General features: G+C 35.8%; 13 protein-coding genes and 1 tRNA gene. 7 read left to right on the forward strand and 7 right to left on the reverse strand.

Annotated features, from left to right (window positions below; genetic code table 11):
- Positions 1–113 precede the first annotated feature (113 nt).
- The 4 genes from Q0992_RS04640 to Q0992_RS04655 all read right to left on the reverse strand — a co-directional run bounded on the left by Q0992_RS04640 (position 114) and on the right by Q0992_RS04655 (position 7077).
- Positions 114–3905: a M56 family metallopeptidase gene (locus tag Q0992_RS04640; protein ID WP_299521127.1), complete on the reverse strand. Its 3792-nt coding sequence runs from the start codon at positions 3903–3905 to the stop codon at positions 114–116.
- A gap of 83 nt (positions 3906–3988) precedes the next feature.
- The gene (locus Q0992_RS04645) at positions 3989–4354 is read right to left on the reverse strand and encodes a BlaI/MecI/CopY family transcriptional regulator (protein WP_299521129.1); all 366 of its coding nucleotides are present in this window, start codon (positions 4352–4354) and stop codon (positions 3989–3991) included.
- Between the two features lie 80 nt (positions 4355–4434).
- Positions 4435–5574 (reverse strand): DoxX family protein, encoded by a 1140-nt coding sequence (locus tag Q0992_RS04650; RefSeq protein WP_299521131.1) that lies wholly within the window; start codon positions 5572–5574, stop codon positions 4435–4437.
- Between the two features lie 114 nt (positions 5575–5688).
- Complete coding sequence (locus Q0992_RS04655; RefSeq protein WP_299521133.1) at positions 5689–7077, reverse strand: dipeptidase; 1389 nt, start codon at positions 7075–7077, stop codon at positions 5689–5691.
- Between the two features lie 121 nt (positions 7078–7198).
- On the opposite strand from Q0992_RS04655, the gene Q0992_RS04660 reads away from it, so the two are divergent.
- Positions 7199–7280, forward strand: a tRNA-Leu gene (locus Q0992_RS04660).
- A gap of 639 nt (positions 7281–7919) precedes the next feature.
- Here the strand turns inward: Q0992_RS04660 and Q0992_RS04665 are convergent.
- The 3 genes from Q0992_RS04665 to Q0992_RS04675 are packed head-to-tail and all read right to left on the reverse strand — an operon-like array spanning position 7920 to position 11749.
- Positions 7920–9299 (reverse strand): tagaturonate reductase, encoded by a 1380-nt coding sequence (locus tag Q0992_RS04665; RefSeq protein WP_299521135.1) that lies wholly within the window; start codon positions 9297–9299, stop codon positions 7920–7922.
- A gap of 17 nt (positions 9300–9316) precedes the next feature.
- On the reverse strand, positions 9317–10717 hold the full coding sequence (gene uxaC, locus Q0992_RS04670; protein WP_299521137.1) for a glucuronate isomerase: 1401 nt from the start codon (positions 10715–10717) through the stop codon (positions 9317–9319).
- A gap of 6 nt (positions 10718–10723) precedes the next feature.
- Positions 10724–11749, reverse strand: a complete 1026-nt coding sequence (locus Q0992_RS04675) for a LacI family DNA-binding transcriptional regulator (RefSeq protein WP_299521139.1) — start codon at positions 11747–11749, stop codon at positions 10724–10726.
- Between the two features lie 211 nt (positions 11750–11960).
- Between Q0992_RS04675 and Q0992_RS04680 the strand changes: the two genes are divergently transcribed.
- The 6 genes from Q0992_RS04680 to Q0992_RS04705 all read left to right on the forward strand — a co-directional run bounded on the left by Q0992_RS04680 (position 11961) and on the right by Q0992_RS04705 (position 21815).
- Positions 11961–14783: a TonB-dependent receptor gene (locus Q0992_RS04680; protein ID WP_299521141.1), complete on the forward strand. Its 2823-nt coding sequence runs from the start codon at positions 11961–11963 to the stop codon at positions 14781–14783.
- Between the two features lie 3 nt (positions 14784–14786).
- Positions 14787–16313: a hypothetical protein gene (locus Q0992_RS04685; protein ID WP_299521143.1), complete on the forward strand. Its 1527-nt coding sequence runs from the start codon at positions 14787–14789 to the stop codon at positions 16311–16313.
- 120 nt (positions 16314–16433) lie between these two features.
- Positions 16434–17774: a glycosyl hydrolase family 28 protein gene (locus Q0992_RS04690; RefSeq protein ID WP_299521145.1), complete on the forward strand. Its 1341-nt coding sequence runs from the start codon at positions 16434–16436 to the stop codon at positions 17772–17774.
- 36 nt (positions 17775–17810) lie between these two features.
- A complete protein-coding gene (locus tag Q0992_RS04695; RefSeq protein ID WP_299521147.1) occupies positions 17811–19103 on the forward strand; it encodes a hypothetical protein in 1293 nt (430 codons plus the stop codon).
- Between the two features lie 2 nt (positions 19104–19105).
- Positions 19106–20527: a glycoside hydrolase family 28 protein gene (locus tag Q0992_RS04700; protein ID WP_299521149.1), complete on the forward strand. Its 1422-nt coding sequence runs from the start codon at positions 19106–19108 to the stop codon at positions 20525–20527.
- Positions 20520–21815, forward strand: coding sequence for a mandelate racemase/muconate lactonizing enzyme family protein (locus Q0992_RS04705; protein ID WP_299521151.1), 1296 nt, complete (start codon positions 20520–20522; stop codon positions 21813–21815). Before Q0992_RS04700 ends, Q0992_RS04705 begins: the two co-directional genes overlap by 8 nt.

Here is a 21815-nt window from a genome sequence, read left to right on the forward strand (position 1 = left end):
AAGCAGAGGTTTTGATTGATAGTATATTAGAACGCAAAAACTATGGTTTTGTTACATAAAGCAATGAAAAAAGCCTCACGAAATGAGGCTTAGGCTTTAAAATCTGTAAATCTTTATAAAGTTAGATTAGAAATCCCATATTTTTTGAATAATTCACCAAGTTTGGCTACGTGACTCCTTAGAATTTCAGAAGTGTCATTGTTTAATACAAGCTGATATATTGGGTGCTCTCTAAATTTACCGTTTATTTCCATGGTATTAAATCTAATATCATCCTTAATAAGTATCACTTCAATGTCATCTTGATACTCTGGCGATTTTGATGGCTTGGATCTAAACTTCTTAAAATCCTTGGTATCAGAAAAAACAAAAGTATTTGTTTTTTCTAGCTCTGATAATTTCGCAACTAGGGATTCTAAGGTATTTAAAGAAACTAGATTGAAGTTTTTTAGACTGCCATCCTTACTGATTTTATATGTCCCATCTTCAGAAATTGATATGAACACTTTACGTCGACCATCTTCATTTTTTACAGACTCTTTTTCTAGTTTATAAGTGCCTATGGGAATGACAATCGGATCATTCTTATCGAGTAAATCTAGACCAGGAAAAAAGTCAGTTTCCCTTTTGTTAAATATTGATGAGACTTTTAATTCTTCTTCTGTTAAATGCTTATTAACCTTGTAGTAGGACTTACCATCTTTAAGAATTTTAACATAAGGAGCAAAAGGCGTAATAGGTAATTTCAGATTTTTCTTTTCATCCTTTGATAAGGAAAAGAAATACATCTGTCTGAGTTCTACCCACAAATCACTCATTTTCTTTTTTTGCTCCTTGGACTTCTTTACAAAATGAGGTTTGGTGTGGCGCATTGCTTCATATTCGGCATATTTTTTTAGATATGTTTTTTTCAATTCAAAGTCATTAAGTGCGGTTTCATCATAAGATATAGGGTTTGGGCCACCTTTACTTTTTTGAGATTTCACAGGTCGTGCAATAATTTTTTCGGTTTCTTGCTCGTAGTTTTTAAAGATTGCATTATAAATTTTTTGCAAATCATTATAGCTCATTTTAGCTCCTTTTTTATTTGAAAAGGTTAAGGTGCTATTTGTATTTCCGGTGTCAAAGCGAACATCTGATTCTGGATATTTCAATATATAATTCTCAATCTCTTCTGCACTACTTTTCTTCCCATTCAGGCGATAGCTCAGTGGTTTTGTTTGTCTTTTACTAACTTTTAAAATGAGTTTTCTAATTGTATAATCATCTGGCGTGTTTGATGATTTAACGTTAGTGTTTTTAGTTTCCTTTTTTAGTTTTTTGAGCTTTTCAGAACGCTCTTTCATAAGGGCCTTGGTTTGTTTTTTCAATTGCTTTTTTTCCTCAGTTCTTAAGGCTTTTACCGGCTTAGGCGGCTCAGGACGTTTTACGGACATCATCTCTTTTATTCTAGACTTTTGGTCTTTAGGTGGTTTAGGTGGTTTTGGCGGTGCTGGTGGAAATTTTGGCCAAGCCTCAGCATTTTTACGTTGCTCATCTGTCATTAGATTTTTATAGATGTGCATGTAATGTTCAACTTCTTTTTGTTTAACTATAGGATAGGCATTTACATCATCATTTTCTTCAGCTTTCCTCACAGCTGTATTAATTTTTCTTGCCCAAGTGTTATATTCGGTAATTTGTTGCTTGGTAGCGCTCTCCTGTATATCGTTTATTAGAATTAACACAGGAGGGATATCTAGATTTCCACTATTTTCTATGTCAAATATGGTTACAATTTGATTTCCTATTAAATCATCGACTCTGGATTTTATGCTTTCAGTTAATACTTTGCCCTTAACTTTAATTGGGTTATTATCAGGGAACATAATTTTGAACCCACTTACATCATATCGTTTAAGGGTAACTTTAAGTTCTCTTAATTGTGATTTTGAAAGTTCTAAGCCCACATCATTTAAAGGAATGTTATTTATGATTGCATACTCTGTTTTATTTAAAGTTGAATTAGAGAGCTTTACTATATATTTACCATTAGCATCTTTTTGGGTCAACATATCTGTTCGCTTACCTTTATTGTTTTTGGCAATGCTTCTTGCTTTTTCTGGTGTAATCTTGTTGTCATCTAGATAAAATGAAGCACCGAGTTGTTCCATTTCTATGATGTACTCTAAAAATGAAGGATTATATGTTTCTTGAGGGTTCCCAAAATTAGGCCCACCTTTAGACTTTTTTATTGGAGGTGGGGGCGGTGGAAGGGTTGCTTTTTCCTCTTCAGTTAAATCTTCATACTTCTTATAGTATGTTTTTCCGTTTAGGGTAATCTTTGTATAAGGTCTTACAGGAGATATTGGTCGTTTTACTTTAGCTTTATTGGCTTTAGACATCCTAAAATACATACCGCCTAAATCAGAAAATAAGGCTTCCATTTTCTTCTGTTCATTTTCAGTTTTATTGATAAAGTGAGGTGGAGTATCTTGAAGTTTTTTATAGACTTCGTATTTTTTATTATAAGCCTTTACCACATCGTTTTTTGTGCCTAGTACAGTAATTAAAAAATGATCGGTTTTTTTATGTAATTCGTTTAAGGAACTTAAAAACTCTTCAGAGCAGTTTTGGGTTTCTAAATCTAGATAAGTGATTTCAAAATCTTCAGAGGTCCAATTTGATGTAATGTCGTTTAAATCTTCTACATAGGTGCTTAAACTTGATTTTTTATTGCCGATAAAAAGCGTATTATTTGTGGCTTTCATGTTTAGTACCTTAGCTTTTCTCTCTTTTTTTAGTGGAGAGGGAGGTATGCTCGTCATACCTAACTGGTTTATGGCTTGCCTTTTGTTTTTTCTTAAAGAAAATGCTAAATCAACCCATGCTGTGCCATTAAGGCCATTGAGTTCTACACCTACTTCAGTGGGTTTAATTGAAAAGGCAAACTTATCGGAATCAATAGTCGATCCGTTAGAAAATCCGTAATCATTTATGATGTAAGGTGTAGCTTTTGGCTCTAAAGTAATATGGCTCCATTTACATCCGGTTTCGCACCTTAGTTCTATGGTATTATTGTTTTTTTCAACAGTAACTAGAAAAAGATTAGTTTCAAGATCTTCTACGCTTTTTATCACTTCCTTGCGTTCGGCAAAACTGTAAAAGAGAATAGCAACAATGGGAAGCAGCAGCATTGTGCTCAACCACATTTTGGTTTTTGATGTTTGTGTTTTCATAACTGTAAATCGTTTTTTGAATGATGAATAATTGATGGCACTCGCTAGTTGTTGATTTTGAGTGCTCGATGAAAATTGTAAAAGTATGTTTTGATAGTTCTTGGGATCTGTACCTTGATTTAGAACTGCAGCGTCAGCCAAAAATTCATGGTTAAGTTTAACATGATGTTTTAGCACATAAATCAATGGATGAAACCAAAAGACAATTTGAAGCAACTCGAGGAGCAAAATATCCATACTGTGTAGTTGCTTTGCATGTGTTTGTTCGTGTAGTAAAACTTCATTAGGGATGCCCTTGTTTTCGAAACGTTGTTTGTTTAAAAAGATATACTTAAAAAATGAGTGTGGTATGCGGTAAGAATGAAGTAGAACATAGATAAAGGGATGTTCTGATATCTTTTCGCTTTTTGCAATTATATGCGTAAGATTTATAATATTAATCACAAATCGTCCAAAAAATATAATGACGCCAATGGTGTAAATGGACCATAAGATAGTTTCTAAATCTATGGAAGGTTCTTCTGCTATTGCTGTTTCTACATAAGAAGATCCAATAGGAGGAATTAATGAAGAAAAATCTTCAAAATCACTGACAACGGGTTCTACATAATAGGTGATTGTTAAAAGCGGAATAATTAATGACATAACCACGGTTCCGAGAAGATAATACCTCTTGAACCTATGCATGTTTTGCTTTTCAAGTAAAAACAAATAGACTAAACAAAACACAGCTAGGCATGCTGAAAATTTAAATAGGTACATTTCCATGTTTACTTATTTTTGATTTCTTTGTCTATAATAGACTTAAGCTCCTCAAGTTCTTCTTTTGTTAAATCCGTTTTTCTTGTAAAGAAAGATGCAAACTGTGAGGCACTGTCATTAAAGAATGTTTTAATTAAACCATTAACGTGTTTAGAAAAGTAATCTTCTTTTTTAACTAGAGGATAATACTCCCTAGACTTACCATAGGTCTTATAGGCTACAAATCCTTTGCCAATCATTCGTTTTAATAAAGTGGCGATTGTTGTCGTTGCAGGTCTAGGCTCAGGGTAAGAATCTAAAAGCTCTTTCATGAAAGCTTTTTCGAGTTTCCAGAGGTATTGCATTAATTGTTCTTCGGTTTTTGAAAGGTTCATATTCTACAATATTAGAATTAACTCTACAAATGTAGAATTAAATTTTGTATTCTACAAATGTAGATTAAAAAAAATTGTAACTATCGATTGTAAGGGCGCTCGTTTATCCATCTAAACCCTCTTGTTTTTAATGGAAAATCGTTAAGGTCTTTTTTAAATAAATGCACTTCGATACTGTCATTTTCCAGGCGTCCAAATAATTTTAGGTAGTGAGCATTAGGATGATGATACTGTAGGTTTAAACTATCTTTTTCCTTAGTGGATATATACATATTTATAGTATTCTCTACGCTATCAACTTCAAATTTATAACGTTCTAAGTTAGCATTCATAGCTTTAACATCAGCTATGCCCTTACGCTCTATAACTAAATAACGCCAACGCGAATCTTCTGTTAACAAGGGAGGAATGGTATCCGAGTTTTTGATGAACGTACTTACTTCCCAAATCCCATATAGCTTTGGAGGTTCATCGGTAAAAGCTTTAAAGCGTTGTTCTGCGTTGTAACCAAAAATACCAGCTAAAACCAAAATCAATAATAGCCCAATGGTCTTTATCCAAAAAATTGTCTTATGGTACTGCTCATCTTTAATAGGATGGAAGCTTTTTTGAAACTTTATTTGCTTATCTTGGATAAATACCGACATAAATCTTGTTGAATCTGATAGAAATAATATCAAAGCCAAAAGCACCAAATGCATTGAAAATAACTTCACGGGAATATCGAACATTAAATTCATCATGGCGACTTGTGTCATAACACCAATAATAACAAATGCTCCTAAGGTTACGGTTCGTTTAGGTATTAATAATAAACCACCAAGGATCTCCATGAAACCAGCAAACATTCCAAAACCTTTAGAATAGCCCATATATGTCCATGCCAATCCCATAGGGGAAAGTTTTCCGATGGGTTGTAATAATTTAACTAATGGAAGTGGCTGAAACTGAATTTGAAACACTTTTACAAAACCATAAGTCAACATAAAAAAGATTAAAAAAACTCTAATAATCACAAATAACCAGTATTGGAATTTATTATAGCTTTGACGTTTTCTGTCTAATAGTGTCCAGAAAGTAAAACCCCAAAGCGCTAATACGATTCCAACAAAAAATGTAATATAAGAGTAGGTATAATCTCCACTGCCGTAGCCGTTAATTTCATACGAGTAGTTAATGCCTAAAAATTGCTTTCCAAACCAACGAAATGGCGTTTCCAAAAACGAATTGAAAAACATCAGAAAGATGTAAGTGCAGACATAAAAACTAATAAACCTAAAAACAAGCTTTCGTCCTAAACTCCAATTAGAACTGTATGTCTGTGATAGCAACAACTATGAGTATAATTCAGTGAAATACTTATAGAACCAAGGAATGGTTTCGATCCCTTTTAAGTAATTCCAAATGCCAAAATGCTCATTTGGTGAGTGGATGGCGTCACTATCTAAACCAAAGCCCATTAAAATGGTTTTACTTTTTAACTCTTTTTCAAAAAGTGCTACAATAGGAATACTACCTCCACTACGTTGAGGAATGGGAGTTTTGCCAAAGGTCTGTTCGTAGGCTTTAGAGGCTGCTTGATAACCAATACTGTCAATCGGTGTTACATAGCCCTGTCCACCATGATGTGGTGTTACTTTTACTTTTACACCTTTAGGGGCAATACTTTCAAAATGCGTTTTGAATAGCTCCGTGATTTCTTCCCAGTCTTGATGTGGTACCAAACGCATCGAAATCTTTGCGAATGCTTTACTGGCAATGACTGTTTTTGCACCTTCACCAATATAGCCTCCCCAAATTCCATTAACATCCAATGTAGGACGAATGGAGTTACGCTCATTAGTCGTATACCCCTTTTCACCATAAACAGCATCAATAGCCAATGCGCTTTTATAGGCCTCGAGTGAAAAAGGAGCTTTGGCCATTTCGGCACGTTCAGCATCAGAGAGGTTTTCTACCTTGTCATAAAATCCTGGAATGGTAATATGATTATTTTCATCATGTAGCGAAGCTATCATTTTCGTCAAAACATTAATTGGATTGGCGACAGCGCCACCATACAAACCAGAATGTAAATCGCGATTGGGTCCGGTAACTTCAACTTCCACATAGCTTAAACCCCTTAATCCAGTAGTAATTGAAGGTACATCTTTAGCAATCATTCCTGTATCAGAGATAAGTATCACATCGTTTTTGAGCTTTTCTCTATTGTTAGCTACAAAAACACCCAGGTTTTCACTTCCAACTTCTTCTTCGCCTTCAATCATAAACTTTACATTACATGGTAATTCGTTATGCTTTGTCATATACTCTAAAGCTTTAACATGCATGTACATCTGACCTTTGTCATCACAGGCTCCTCTGGCAAAAATAGCACCATCTGGATGTAAGTCCGTGTTTTGAATAACAGGTTCAAAAGGGGGTGAATTCCATAAATCCAGAGGGTCAGGTGGTTGCACATCGTAATGACCATAGACTAGAACAGTTGGCAAATTTTTGTCAATTATTTTTTCGCCATAGACAATAGGATATCCATCTGTCTTACAGACTTCCACATGGTCACATCCAGCATCTTCTAGACTAGTTTTAATAGCATCTGCTGTTTTTAAGACATCCGTTCTATAGGCAGAATCTGCACTGATGGATGGCATTTTTAAAAGTGCTATAAGTTCATCTAAAAACCGTTGTTTGTGCTCGCTGATATAAGAATTTATGTTTTGCATAATACGAAATGATTTCTAACAAAAATAAGAAAAACTAATGCGAATATTTCTTGGTGGATTGCTATTTGAATATTGAAACTATTGTTTATATTTGCATCCCAATAAAAAATTGGGACTAATTGCAGGCGTGGTGGAATTGGTAGACACGCTAGACTTAGGATCTAGTGCCGCGAGGTGTGCGAGTTCGAGTCTCGCCGCCTGTACGAATCAGAGCTTCAGTTTTGAAACTGGGGCTTTTTTTGGGTCGTCATTCTTCTATTTTAAAGGTATAGTTTGAGTAATTCTCTAGTGAATAAATATCATTATTAAGTTCGATTTTATGCAACATTTATACTTTTGATAATTATCCGAATCTTTATCCTAAGTTACTTGTCAAAAACCTACAAGTAAGCATTAAGAGGCTTATTTATAATTATTGAAATTCTTATGTTACTTAAACCCATCAGGAAAATGCTAATCTCAATATCCCAAATTAGTGGTAGTAAAATATAAATCACTACGGTCGCTACAATTATGGAAATGATATTCATCCAAAACCCTATACGTAGCATTTGTGGAATACTTAAAAAACCTGAACTGAATACAACACCCTCCTTCGATAGTCCTTCTGGTTTAAAAAAAGTAAGATTAATATGAACAAGAGCGCTCCGGTAACCAAACCCAAATATTGGATTCTATTTATTTCAACTTTTGTAATCGCCTGTTTTTTGTTCCACTTCTTGTTGGTTAATATTGTACGTTGACTATAAATAGCTTCTCGCTTTTACTATTACTAATAATAAATGGGTTATTAGCTTTATCAAAGAAAAATTTTAGAATCAATGTTATAGGTTATTCGCACATTAATTAACCTTTGTACTGTTTAATAGTTTTATTTTAGCTATTATTTCGTTCTTTAAACCTTCTATTGAAAGAAGGTCTTCACCCCAAAGTTCTTCGTTTCCAAGTAATAGGCTTACGGCTTTTTCAAGCCCATTACCTGACCACGCTGATTTGAAAATATCCAATACTTGAGTTTCATCTTTAAGTTCATATCCCAAAGGGGAAATACTTTGCCTGTAAAGCCATATCAAATGTGCCAATACTTCAGTAATATAATTTGGGAGTTTTCCGTTTAAATCTATATATTTCTTTAGTGTCGGAAGTAATCTTGCCCTAAATTTGGAAATGGAGTTGAGTTGAATCGCACTGAGCTGGTGTTTGATAAAAGGATTTTGAAATCGGTCAAAAACCTTATTTTTAAAATCATTTGATTCCTTCTTGCTGTGGGATAAAGTTGGTAAAATATCGTGGGTCAGCATGTTTTCTAAAAATGTTCTGAGCCTAGTATCTGACATAAATTGATCCACAGTTTTTATACCCTGTAGCATGCCTAAAGCTACCATAGCAGTATGTGCGCCATTTAAGATACGTACTTTTAAATCTTTATATGGTTTAATATCATTTACAAATCGAATGTTGAGGTTTGTTTTCCAAACAGGGAAAACCTTATTTATTTGGCCTTTGTTCTCAATAGCCCAAAAATGATAGGGTTCACACTCCACCATGAGTTTATCCTGAAAATTGATTCTTTCTCGAAATGCATCAGGTGTTTTGGGGTAACCTGATACGATACGGTCAACAAGTGTGTTACAAAAAACTATGGTATTGTTCAACCACTTAACAAATTCCGGAGGTAAATTCCACAACTCACAATATTTAAAAACAATGCCTTTTAATGTATCTGCGTTGTCATCAATCAATTCACAAGGAAGTACAAAAATGGACTCTTCAAGATGTACTGAATGTTTAAATCTATAAAATAGCAAAGCTGTAAGGCGGCTTGGAAATGTTAATGGTTGATTAATATCGGTATCTTCACTTTTGAATGCGATACCAGCCTCAGTAGTATTCGAAATAATAAATTTCAGTTGAGGTTCCAAAGCCAGTTTTAGAAAGCTATCGTAAGATTTGACTGAATTGGTCAGACCTGTTATGGCATTTATTATTGTAATTTGGTCTATAATAATATCATTGTCAATTCCTCTCTCGATAACATGATACTTAAAACCTTGATTAATCAGTTGTTGGGATTTAGCCGTGTCAAAGGTTTCGACAATTTCAATACCACCGTTAAAATCGGTTTCCTTATTTAAGATTTCAATCATCCATGTAGAAAAACCTCGTAAAAAATTACCTTTTCCAAATTGAATGATTTTTACAGGAAGCTCAGTTTTTAACATAAGGGAGATACTTTTGGTTAGAAGTCAAAATAATTTTTAGCGTTGTAATAGCAGATATCGCTTACTAGTTTGCCTAACCATTTTTCATCCCAAGGCAAAAGACCATTTTTTACATCTTCCCCTATCAAATTACAGAGTATTCTGCGAAAGTATTCATGTCTTGGAAAGCTCAAAAGACTTCTAGAATCTGTAAGCATACCTACAAAACAGCTCAGTAAACCTAAATTAGATAGTGTGTTAAGTTGTTTCTCCATACCATCTTTTTGGTCTAGGAACCACCATGCACTTCCGAATTGTACCTTACCTTTGATGCTTCCATCATTAAAATTACCAGCCATAGTGGCAAAAATGGCATTGTCCGCAGGATTTAGATTATAAATAATGGTTTTAGCGAGTTGATTTGTGGATTCCAAGTGATCAAAAAAACGAGCCATCCCTTCAGCTTGGCTAAAATCACCAATAGAGTCAAAACCAGTATCTGGACCTAACTTGCCTAACATCCGATGGTTTGTATCTCTTAGCGCACCCAAATGAAATTGCTGAACCCACCCATGGTCGCAATAAGCTCTGCACAAGAATCCGAGTAATTTAAATGTGAAGAATTGCTGTTCTTGCGGTTTTATATGTTTTCCGGCTAATGCTTTTGAAAAAATCTCACCCTCGTTAAAATTGTTGTTTTCAACGAAGACTAATCTTTCAAGACCATGGTCAGACAAGCGACAACCATTTTCATGAAAAAATTCTATTCTATTCAATAGGGCATTCAGTAAACTATCGTAATCTTCGATAGTGAAACCACATGCTGATTCCAATTTTTTAATATAAGACTTAAACTGTTCTATATTGGACAAATTATAAGCCTTGTCAGGTCTAAAGGTTGGTAAAATTTTAATATTACTATCAGCTTTTGCCAGTGTATGGTGATTTTCTAATGAATCCGTTGGGTCGTCTGTTGTGCATAGAGATTCTACATTCATATGCTGTAACAAACCCATTGCAGAAAACGCTTCAGAAGCTAGTAAATCATTTGCTTGGGCATAGATGTCACTGGATGAGTTCGAATCCAATAGGATGCCAATGTTAAAATAGCGTAACAATTCTAAATGTGTCCAGTGATAGAGGGGATTGCGTACGGTATAAGGCACACAATTGGCCCATTTTTCAAACTTGTCTTTATCTGAAGCGCTACCTGTAATGTAAGCCTCATCAACTCCCAAGGTTCGCATAGCACGCCATTTGTAGTGGTCACCGTAGAGCCATACTTGCGTAATATTAGCAAATTGTTTGTTATTGGCTAGGTCTTCTGGAATTAGATGATTGTGATAATCGATAATAGGTAATGATTCTGCATAGCCGTGAAATAACCTTTGGGCATAACTGTTTTGCAGTAAAAAATTATCTGTTATAAATGTCTTCATTTTCCATCAATTTGATTTGAGCCTTTTCGAGCTTTTTCTGATAATGAGTTGTGGCTGAAGCATCGTTTTATAAGTTGTGGAAAGATCTAAATCTGATTCTATTTGTTTAAAGAATAAATCCGCAGCCGCTCTACCCATATCTTCGGGGAATTGATCAACCGTACTTAAGGCTGGTTCAACAAATTCTGTAAACGGTTCGTTAGAAAACCCTACAACACATACATCTTGGGGAATAGATTTACCTTTACTTTTTAAGGCTTGCATTATTCCCAGTGCAGCGTAGTCAGAGGCACTGAAAACACCATCATAATATTCATTTGCAAGAACGTTGTTAACAGTGTTGATGCCGTCTTCAACTTGAAGGTCACACCGAATCACTAACGTATCGTCTAGTTCTACAGAATTATCATTTAAGGCATCGAGATATCCTCTTTGCCGTTCCTTATAAATATTACTTACTTGATGACTTGTTAAATGGACTATTCGTTTACAACCTTGTTTTATCAGATGTTCGGTTGCCATGTATCCGCCCAAATAGTCATCAATAACAGCCTTACTGGCGTCAATTGCCGTTGTGGTTCGGTCAAACAATACAATAGGTACACCCTGTTTCTGAGCTTCAAGATAGTGGTCAAATTCGGTAGTGTTTTTGCCTAATGAACAAAAAATACCAGCTACTCGCGCATTTAAAAAAGCTTTGATTACGTCACGTTCACGATTAATGTCTTCATTAGATTGGGCGACAATAACACTATAGCCCTTATCTAGAGCGATTTCTTCAACTCCACGAATAACGCTGGAAAAAAATGCACGGTCTATTCTTGGAACTACAAGCCCTAAGAGCTGAGTAGTTCCTTTTCGTAATGCACTGGCAACAAAATTGGGGCGATAGTTGATTTCGTTTGCTACGCGTTGCACGGCTTTTTTTGTGCTAGCGCTTATTCTGGGATGATTATTTAAGGCTCGGGAAACAGTAGATGGAGTGATATCCAATTTTGCTGCTATGTCCTGTATAGTCGGTTTTCTTTTCAAGATGTTGTGTTTAAAATTGTGCAATATTTGCGTAATCGTATGCGCAAATATAAATAATTTTGATGATTAAGTGTTTCGTAAGAAGAATTCTTTGCTTAATTAGCATTTTATAGGTCTTTTCCATACATTTTAAGTAAAATCATTCATCTAAATTTTGTGATTTGATAATTTATTTGTAATTATGCAAACGTTTGCACATAAATTTTTTAATATGAAACTTTTAAGTACTTGTTCAAGAATCTTATGCGTTTTTAGCCTACTGGTATCGCTAACAGTTTTTCCGCAGGTTAACTCCACTGGAAAAGGTTCTGTTTCAGGGATTGTTTTGGCCAGCGATAATGGTAGTCTGTTACCTGGTGCATCGGTCTTTATAAAGGCTCTAAATATTGGTGGGGTATCTGATTTTGACGGTAGATTTTCGGTTACGGCTATTCCAGTAGGAAATCATCAATTACAAGTTTCTTATCTTGGGTATATTACAAAAACCATTGAAATAATCGTTAAAGAAGATGATAATCTAAGCTTAGGTTCTATAATGCTCGAACCTTCCTTAAATCAACTAGGGGAAGTTATAGTTACAGCTTCAATTGAAGGTCAGCAAAAGGCTTACAACCAACAACGGAATGCCGATAACATCAAAACTATAGTTTCTGCCGACCTTGTTAATCAGTTCCCTGACATCAATGTTGGCGAGGCCCTACAGAGGGTTGCCGGAGTAAATATTGAACGAAATAATGGAGAGGGAGCTAATATTAGATTACGGGGAACTCCAAGAAATTACACAACTGTAACTATAGATGGAGCGCAATTACCTACAACAGATAGTGGTGGTAATCGCACTGAGTCCTTAGATCTAATACCCGCAGAACTCCTTTCCTCAATGGAGATTACAAAAGCACTATTGCCAGAAAACGATGGTGATGCTATAGGTGGTACCGTCAATTTGATTACGCCAACAGCAAGAAGTTCTAAGGGTCGTATTAAAGGAACAGTTGCTGGGGGTTATGCTGATATTTTTGAGCGTGGTAGTTTCAGAAGTAAAATTAGGTACGATAAAAGAAGTGAGGATGATAAGTTTGGTATAATAATCGGTGGTAGCTATTATAATACAGTTAATGGGGAGGAACGATTAGAAACTAATTACAGATTTAGAGAAGTTGGCCCTAATGAAGAAAGACAATATGTGTTAGATGAGTTAGCACTTAGGCCTTTACTTAATCTTAGAACACGTATTGGTGCCAATATGACACTAGATTATAAATTCAATGAACAAAGTACTGTTTTCACATCATTCTCTTATAATTTTCTAAGAGACCAGAACGAGCGTTATCGAATTCGATTTAGATCCATGGGGGACTTTCCCAATGCTGACAATATTAATGAAGTTGGTAGCGGTATAAATAGTAATGCTCGTTTAAGACGAGATATGTCTGATGATGATGAAAGGAGAGAAAATGTTAATCTAACCATAGGAGGTAGACATGCTTTGGGTGCATGGGGGAAATTGGACTATGGATATACGCTTTCGAGGTCCGAAAGAGAGGAAACATCGTTCAGGACGGTCTTTAGGGCAATAGGAGTTAATTATATAATTGATAGATCTGATCGTGATTTTCCGCAGTTTATACCTCAAGGATTTGATGTTAACGATTACAGCCAATATGAGTTTGGTGGTTATCAGGCCGACAATCCTAATTTAATTAATGGCTTCAACCAAACAGGCTATCTCAATGTTACTGTTCCTTTACGTTTAGGCAACAAGGTAACAGGGGAATTCAAAACTGGCGGTAAGTTTAGATTACAAGAAAATTCAAGGCGAAGAACAAATTTACAATGGGCAGAATACCAAGGATTTTATACCTTAGATCAAGTTGTTGGCGACGATCAGGGATCTATATTCGATGGAAGATATGATATGGGTTCTTTTCCTTCACCTTCCAGGTCTGCTAGACACTTTAATGCTAATTTTGACCTTTATACTTTTGATCCTGCTGAGAGCACATTCAATACCGTTTCAAATAGTTTTGACGTAGAAGAGAATATCTATGCTTGGTATGGGCAAGGCAAATTGAGCTTTGGTAAGTTTAGTGCAGTATTTGGTGCTCGTTACGAGGCAACCTCTACCAACTATGAGGCAAATGTTGTAGAGCAGGTCGTAGGCGAAACCACAATTCGACTTGATGAAGGCGGCCCAGATTACAATTTCTTTCTTCCAAGTATCCACTTAAAATATAAACTTACTGATAGAACAAATCTTAGGGCTTCCTATTTTGAATCTTTTGCTAGACCTAACCTAATTGATTTGGTGCCAGCTGAAAATCGAAATTTTGCGGATAATGAAGTGCAGAGAGGTAATCCTGATCTTGTTCCTGCGTTTTCTAAAAATGTTGATGTTCTGGTTGAACACTATTTTAAAGACGAAGGAACTATCAGTTTAGGCGTCTATTATAAACAAATTGATGATTTTATCTTTACACAGCAGTCTGTTGTATTAGATGATCCAATTATAGAAGGTTTTGAACTCATACAGCCAGTTAATGGCGAGGTAGCTGATGTTATAGGGGTTGAAGTAAATTTTGCTAAGAAGTTTACCTTTTTACCAGGGTGGCTCAATGGATTTGGCATATATGCCAATTATACCTATGTAAATAGTAGCAGTTCATTTACCTTTATAGAAGATGATGGTACTATACTGAGAAGAGATGATGTACCATTAGTAGGGCAAGCTGACCATACGTGGAACGCTGCACTATACTATGACAAAGGAAAGTTCAGCATAAGAGGAGCTTTGAATTATAATGGGCAATCCTTTGATAGTTTTGATATTGACCCTACTAACGATTTTGTACTAGAAGAACGCTACCAGTTGGATGCCAATGCATCCTATAGGATTAATGATAGATTGACCGTTTTTGCTGAAGCGCAAAACTTGTTAAATACACCTGTGATTCAATTCAATCAATTCAGGGACCAGGTAACTAATCACGAAATATATGGAATCGTTGCTCGATTAGGTCTAAACTTTAATTTTTAAGAAATGAAAACGTCAAAATTTTTAAGTATGATAGTTATGGTGATACCAATGATTTTTTTGGTGTCATGTGAACTTAATGATGATGAAAACTTTCCTGACCCAACATATCCTGATCCAATTATAAGTGTTGGTGGTATAACAGAATTAAATTTAGGTGTTGCCCAGTTGATTAATATTCCAAATTTAAATGTTGAAGGTGCTGTTGGCATTACAAATATCACCATCTCTGAAAGTGGTAATGTGCTGGAGAGTCAGAATTTTGATGGTACCTCTGGGATAGTGAATTCTTCTTTTTCATTTCAGGTCCCTGAAGCTTGGTTTGATACCACACGTCAAGTAGTTTTTACAGCAAGGGATACCCAAAACAATACAGGACAAACTACAATAACGGTGAATATATCAGAAATAGTACCACAATATACGATTGAAGACATTACACTTAATGGACAAGCATTCAAACGCATAACGGGTATCATTAATTTTGACGAAACTTTAGATAGCTCTTCATTATGGATTATTTCGGGACAGGTTGAAGTCTTTCAACAAACCACGTTGACTATTATAGAGGGAACGCAAATATTTGCTGAGACAGAAGATACCCGTTTAGAAGTTAATCAATTAGGCTTGGTAGATTGGCAGGGCACAGCAACCAACCCCATTGTTTTCAATGCTCTGGCCAATGCGCCTGGGCAAGGCGCAGGAAATACCGATAGAGGCCAATGGAGTGGTATAGGTATAGAGGGTGCTGGTGGTAATGATAACTCAGGTATAGTGAGGTACATAAGATTAATGTACCCTGGTAGTAACGATGATTCCATTCAGTTTACAAATGCTGGGGATCAAACCGTCGCGGAATATATTCAGGTGTACCGTCCTGGGGACAATGGTATTAGAGTTAATGATGGCATGATTAATTTAAAATATATGGTTTCAACAGATCCTCTTGCGGGTGAAGCTGGGATTCGTTGGAGTGAAAACTGGAATGGTAGTGGTCAATTTTGGGTTGTAAATATGTTAGAAGGTTCGGAGGCTATTCAAGGAAGAGCAGGGAGTGGATTTCTTTCTAATATAACTGTGACAGGTTCTGCCTTTAACAATCCTTCTACAAACCCAAATGGTCGTGGATTTAGAATTAGAAATGGAGGTACTGCAAAAATATATAATGCCGTTGTTACTGGAGTTGACACGAGTATAAGGTTTAGCAATGGCAGTGAACAAGGTGTTGTTAACGGTGAAAGCTTTTTTGCAAATTCAGCTTCTTTTAACAATGAAGCTAACAATGGCACAGGTTTTCACAGTACAACAGATTTCTTTAACCCTACAGACAATGATTATATCCCAACATTCAATAACTCGGTGACACCCTTTACTATTGTTGATTCTTATGTCGGAACAGACACAACAAATTCAACATCTGCGGGAGCATTAGATCCCTTTTTTGATGATGTTAATTATGTTGGAGCAGTTGAGGTTGGAAATGACTGGACTTTAGGATGGTGTGTAAATATTGACGGAACACCTAGAAATTAATGCTTACCAAGCATATGCTTTAGTTAATTGATTGTAATTTGTAGTTAAGTTAATTGATAAAGTGGCAATCTGATTTTGAGGTTGCCACTTATTGTTAACCCATTACATAAATGTATTATTTTGAAATATCCAAAGTTGACTTTTCACAAACTACTATTCCTCATCCTAGGGCTGAATTTAAGTACCTGTCAAAAAGAAAGTATGGTATTCAATGTGTTAGATTTTGGGGCTATCCCAGATAGAAAAACCTTATCGACAAAAACCATTCAAGATGCTATTAACTTTACTATTTCAAAAAAAGGAACTTTAGTTTTTCCTAAAGGAACCTATTATTCTGGTGCACTCACTTTGGGTCCTGACATTACAATTGTACTTGAAGAAGGCAGCGTGTTGATGGCGAGTAGTGATCTAGAAGATTACAAGCATAAGGAGTTCATTTTAGCACCTTATGCAGATAATCTCATTATCAAAGGAAAAGGTACAATAAATGGTAATGGCCGTTCATTTTTTGATGATAAGTGGCAATTTAAGGAACGCCCACAACCATGGATAAACATTCAAGATGCTAAAAATGTAAAAGTTGAAGGTATAACACTAATTAACAGTCCTTCTCATACCTTAAATTTTAACTATTGCAATGGCGTTGAAGTAAAGGGGCTAACCATTAAAAATCATCCCCAATCACCAAATACGGATGGTATTGATATCCGAAATTCCTCAAATGTTAGGATTTCAGAATGTGATATCCGAACAGGAGACGATGCCATTTGTATTAAGAATCATCGAAAACCGGAAAAATGGATAAACAGTAAAGGAGAGCCAAGGCCAAAAATTACTGAAGATATACATGTCAGTAACTGCTATATCGAAAGTGATGATTCTGCCTTAAAGCTTGGTACGGGTAGTGGTTACCTTACTCGTAATATTAGTTTTGACGATATCCGAATTAATAATACCAGATATGCTGTTGCCTTATTTATGATGGATGGTGGCAGATATGAAGACATTACCTTTTCTAACATAAATGCCACAACAGGAAGCAGACATAAACAAGAATATCCAATCTTTATTGATGTCCATACGAGAACCGAAAACGGAAAAATCGGCGATATTTCAAAAATTTATTTTCGTAATAGCGAGTTTAATACCAGTGGCATTACTTACATCAGTGGCCATCCCGAACATAATATCGATTCCATTAGCTTCAAAAATGTTAGCTTTAACTATAAGCAACGTTTGGATAATAGCGATTGGGTGAAGCCTAAAGGTAATAAAACAATCCAACGTTGGGAAACTGCTGGTGATTACGTGCAAACTAAAGCAGATATGCTTATTGCTCATGCAGATGCTGTGACTTTTGAAAATGTGGTCTTAAAACAGGATACTATAGTTAATTCGAATTTTGAATTAATTAATGCGAAAAGTGATACAGCAAGAATTAGAATAACAAGTTTAGATTGAAAATAGATACTGTTAACAACATATAAAGACAAAATAATGTTTAAGAATAAAAGCATAACATACTATTATCTGATAAAAATTTATTTTTTCTTTCCTATAATCTTAAGCCTGTCGCTATTTTCTTGCGCTCAACAACGAACATTTGAACTAGATTCTTCTTACAATCAAAGAATTACTGAATCTCTAAAGCATGCCACCAGCCATACCATAGACGCCATGCTATCCGAAAACGGTGAAGCCAAAGGGAACTACCGCTGGCTAAAAGGTAAATGGGAAGCTTACGAAACCGCATGGCACACAGGACAAGCAATTTATGGCTTGTTGGAAGCTTATGAGATTACAGGAGAACAACGTGCTTTAGATGCTTCGATAATCGCTGGTAATTGGTGGGTAGGTTTACAATTTCCAAAAGGGCACCAGCTCGAAGGTTTTCTTAATGCAGTTCATGGAGATAAAATGGGAGAGCTCATTAACACCACAACTATTACAGATGGCACGCCTGGACTATTCCTTTTGTCTAAAGTCACAGGAGATAATACCTATGCTGATGTTGCGACAAGTGCAGGTGCTTGGATTTTAGATAACCTCTACATTCCTAAAGAACGATTGTCTTATAATATAGTTGACGGTAAAACTGGGGAAATCTGGAAAACCAAAAGCCCACATAAGCAGCATGAAGGATTACCTTTTGATATTAAGCAAGTTGCCAGACCAAATGCTGAAGGTTATTTATGGTTAGATATTTATCATCATATTGGCGAAGAACGTTATAAAAAAGCCTTTTTGGAGATTTGTGATAAACTCGTTGCAGACCAAAGCCCAAGTGGTTTTTGGATGGATTATGAGCCTAATGAGCCTTTGAAGGGTCGAGTTCATGGTCGATTCAATACATGGAATGCAGAAGCATTAATAGAAGCCTATAAGCTTACCGAAAACCAGACATATTTAGAATCTGCTCTAAAATGCGCAGATGCTATGGCTGGTGTTCAGGACGGTACTGGTGTGATATGGTATGCCAGTTATTTGGATGGTAACCACGATAAACGTAGTCCCTGTGGTAGCTGTACCAGTTTTGCCGGAATACTGTGGTTAGAATTGTGGCACTTGGGTTATGACCGTTTTGAGCAACCCATTAGAGATGCTATGAATTTTACGCTTGCCAATCAATTTTCTGAAGATCATTCCGATAAGAATTTGGCTGGAGCTTACTATGGCATTAGACAGCGCAGTAAGAAAAATGGTGAAATGCAGCTCTATTATAGGGACATCAATACCGCATTTGGAATGCGTTTTTTAAGTCGTATCCATAAAAGTGCTTTCAAAAAATAAGTATGAGAAGGTTTGTCATAATCATAGTCACTTCTATTTTGATAGTTGGTTGCAAAAAAGACCGAACTGCCATAAACGATTTTTCAATTGAATATGCAAAGGCAAAAATAGATACGGCTTGGAATATGACTTATCCAGAGATTGTCAAAAAGATAGTTCCTCCAAGATTTAAACCAGATACCCTAGTTGTAAACGACACGATATATTTTAAAGAAAGCTTACATAAAGCCATGATCAAGCTTTCAGAAACCGGAGGAGGTGTTGTTCATATTCCTGCTGGGAATTACAAAGTTAACGGACCTATTGTGTTTCGGTCCAATATCAATCTCAACCTTGCTGAAAACGCCATATTAGAATTTTCACCTAATCCTTCAGATTATTTACCGATTGTAAAAACCCGTTGGGAAGGCACTTTTGCTATGAATTATAATCCTTTAATCTATGCTATAGACAAAGTAAATCTTGCCATAACTGGAAAAGGTAAGATTAGTGGCAACTGCAAACCTATTTGGTCTGAATGGAAATTTAAACAAAAAGAAGATAAAAAACGTATCAGACAAATGGGGAATGATCAAATCCCAATTGAAGAACGTGTTTTTGGTGAAGGTCATTTTTTGCGTCCATCGGGCATCCAGTTTATCAATTGCCAAAACATTCTGTTTGAAGATTTCACAATTCAAGAAACGCCTTTTTGGACTATTCATCCTGTGCTGTGTGAAAACGTTACAGCAAGAGGTTTAAATATCAATAGAGGAACACATAACGATGATGGTTTTGACCCAGAAAATAGTCAGTACGTTCTTATTGAAAATTGCAACATCAATACCTATGATGATTGTATTAGCATCAAAGCAGGTCGCGATCAGGATGGTTGGGATTATCCGCATTCAGAAAATATTATAATAAGGAATAATACCTTTTCAACCGAAGTAGGTAGTGGATTTTGTATAGGCAGTGAAATGAGTGGTGGTATTCAAAATTTATTCGTGCATGACAATACACTAAACGGAAGTAAAAAACATGCATTTCAATTTAAAAGTAATCCAGATAGAGGTGGTTTTATAAAAGATATTTTTATTAAAAACTTCAAAGCTTTAGATACTGTAAAATATGGTCTGGAATTTACGACGAATTATAAAGGTTGGCGAGGCAATAAATACTACACGTTGTATAGCGATTTTTATTTTCAAAATATCGATGTTAACAAAGCCACCGATATTTCTATAAAAATCAATGGTAGAAATGAACAAAAAATAAAAAGAGTTTATCTCGAAAATCTTAGTGTAAAGGAATCAGCAGCACCTTTTATTGTTAATCATACCCAAGACTTGATATTGAACAAGATATCCATCAATGGGAAACAAATTACCAATGCAGATATCATCACAACCATAGATAAAGACAAAAAAAATCATAATGATTAATAGACGAAAATTTCTAAAAACAACCACGGTAGCAGGTGCAGGGATAGCAAGCCTACCACTCTTGGCCTGTGCTAATGAACCAAAAGTCCCAAACTCTCAGACACAAAAAAAACCCTTTGCAGGCGCTGCCTTGGAAGAGCGTATCCATCAACGCGTAATGGATACTTTTCCTAGTCCAATTATCATTGATAAAATAGAAGTAATTGATTCACCTAATGTGAAAAAACGCTTTTTTTGCCGAATTACAGATAAAGAAGGTAACACCGGAGTATCCGCAATGAACAAAGGCCGTTTCCGAAGCTCAGAAACCATATTTACCAAATTGGCTGCGATGAATTTCATAGGGAAAGATGCAAGGAATATTGCTCATCTACCTGACGAAATTCTAAAAATGGAACGCAACTATAAGTTCGTAAGCTTGCCCTATTGGAATGCCATTGGCACCATTGAAATTGCGCTTTGGGATTTGTTAGGAAAAATCGCTAATCGCCCTGCATATACCTTTTTAGGTGATAAGAAGCGTAATGCATATAAGGTATACATTTCTAGTTTGGAACGCGAAAAACCCTATGAAGGCGAAACGGAACGTGTTTTAAAAACATTGGAGGCAACAGGTGCTAAAGCAGTTAAATTTAAAATAGGTGGCCGTATGAAAAATACGGAACCTTACATTAAACGCACCAATGACTGGGTACCTTACATGCGCAAAAAAGTAGGCGAAAACATTACCTTATATGTAGATGGTAACAGTTCATACACTGCAGATGAGGCTATTGAAGTCCTAAAAATGATAGAATCTTATGGTATCGAGTTTTTTGAAGAACCATGCTACTGGCAAGACCTATGGTCTCATAAATTAGTAAAAGATGCGGCCACTAGTTGTAAAATAGCAGGTGGTGAACAGGATTTTAGTTTTGACCAGTTCAAACTCATGGCACAAATCGGTGCTATGGATACATTACAACCTGATGTCTATTACTTCGGAGGTATAGTTAGAACCTTAAAAATTTCTTATTTAGCGGACTATTACGGGCTTGGCTTTACACCACATTCGCCAAAATCTGGCCCAATGGCAGCAGCACCTAACCAAGTTTTTGCAGTCTGTCCTGTACTATCCCACCATCAAGAATACCGTGTAGGTGGCGAAGAAACTCAAAAGGACTGGCATAGTCCGGTAATTCCTAAGAACGGCGAGTTAGCCATATTAGAAAAGCCAGGACTTGGCATAGAATACGATGATGGCATCTGGAAAAAAGAAAAAATTTACTGGATCTCAAAGAACAGTTAA

This window comes from Winogradskyella sp. (assembly GCF_028289625.1).
GTDB lineage: Bacteria > Bacteroidota > Bacteroidia > Flavobacteriales > Flavobacteriaceae > Winogradskyella.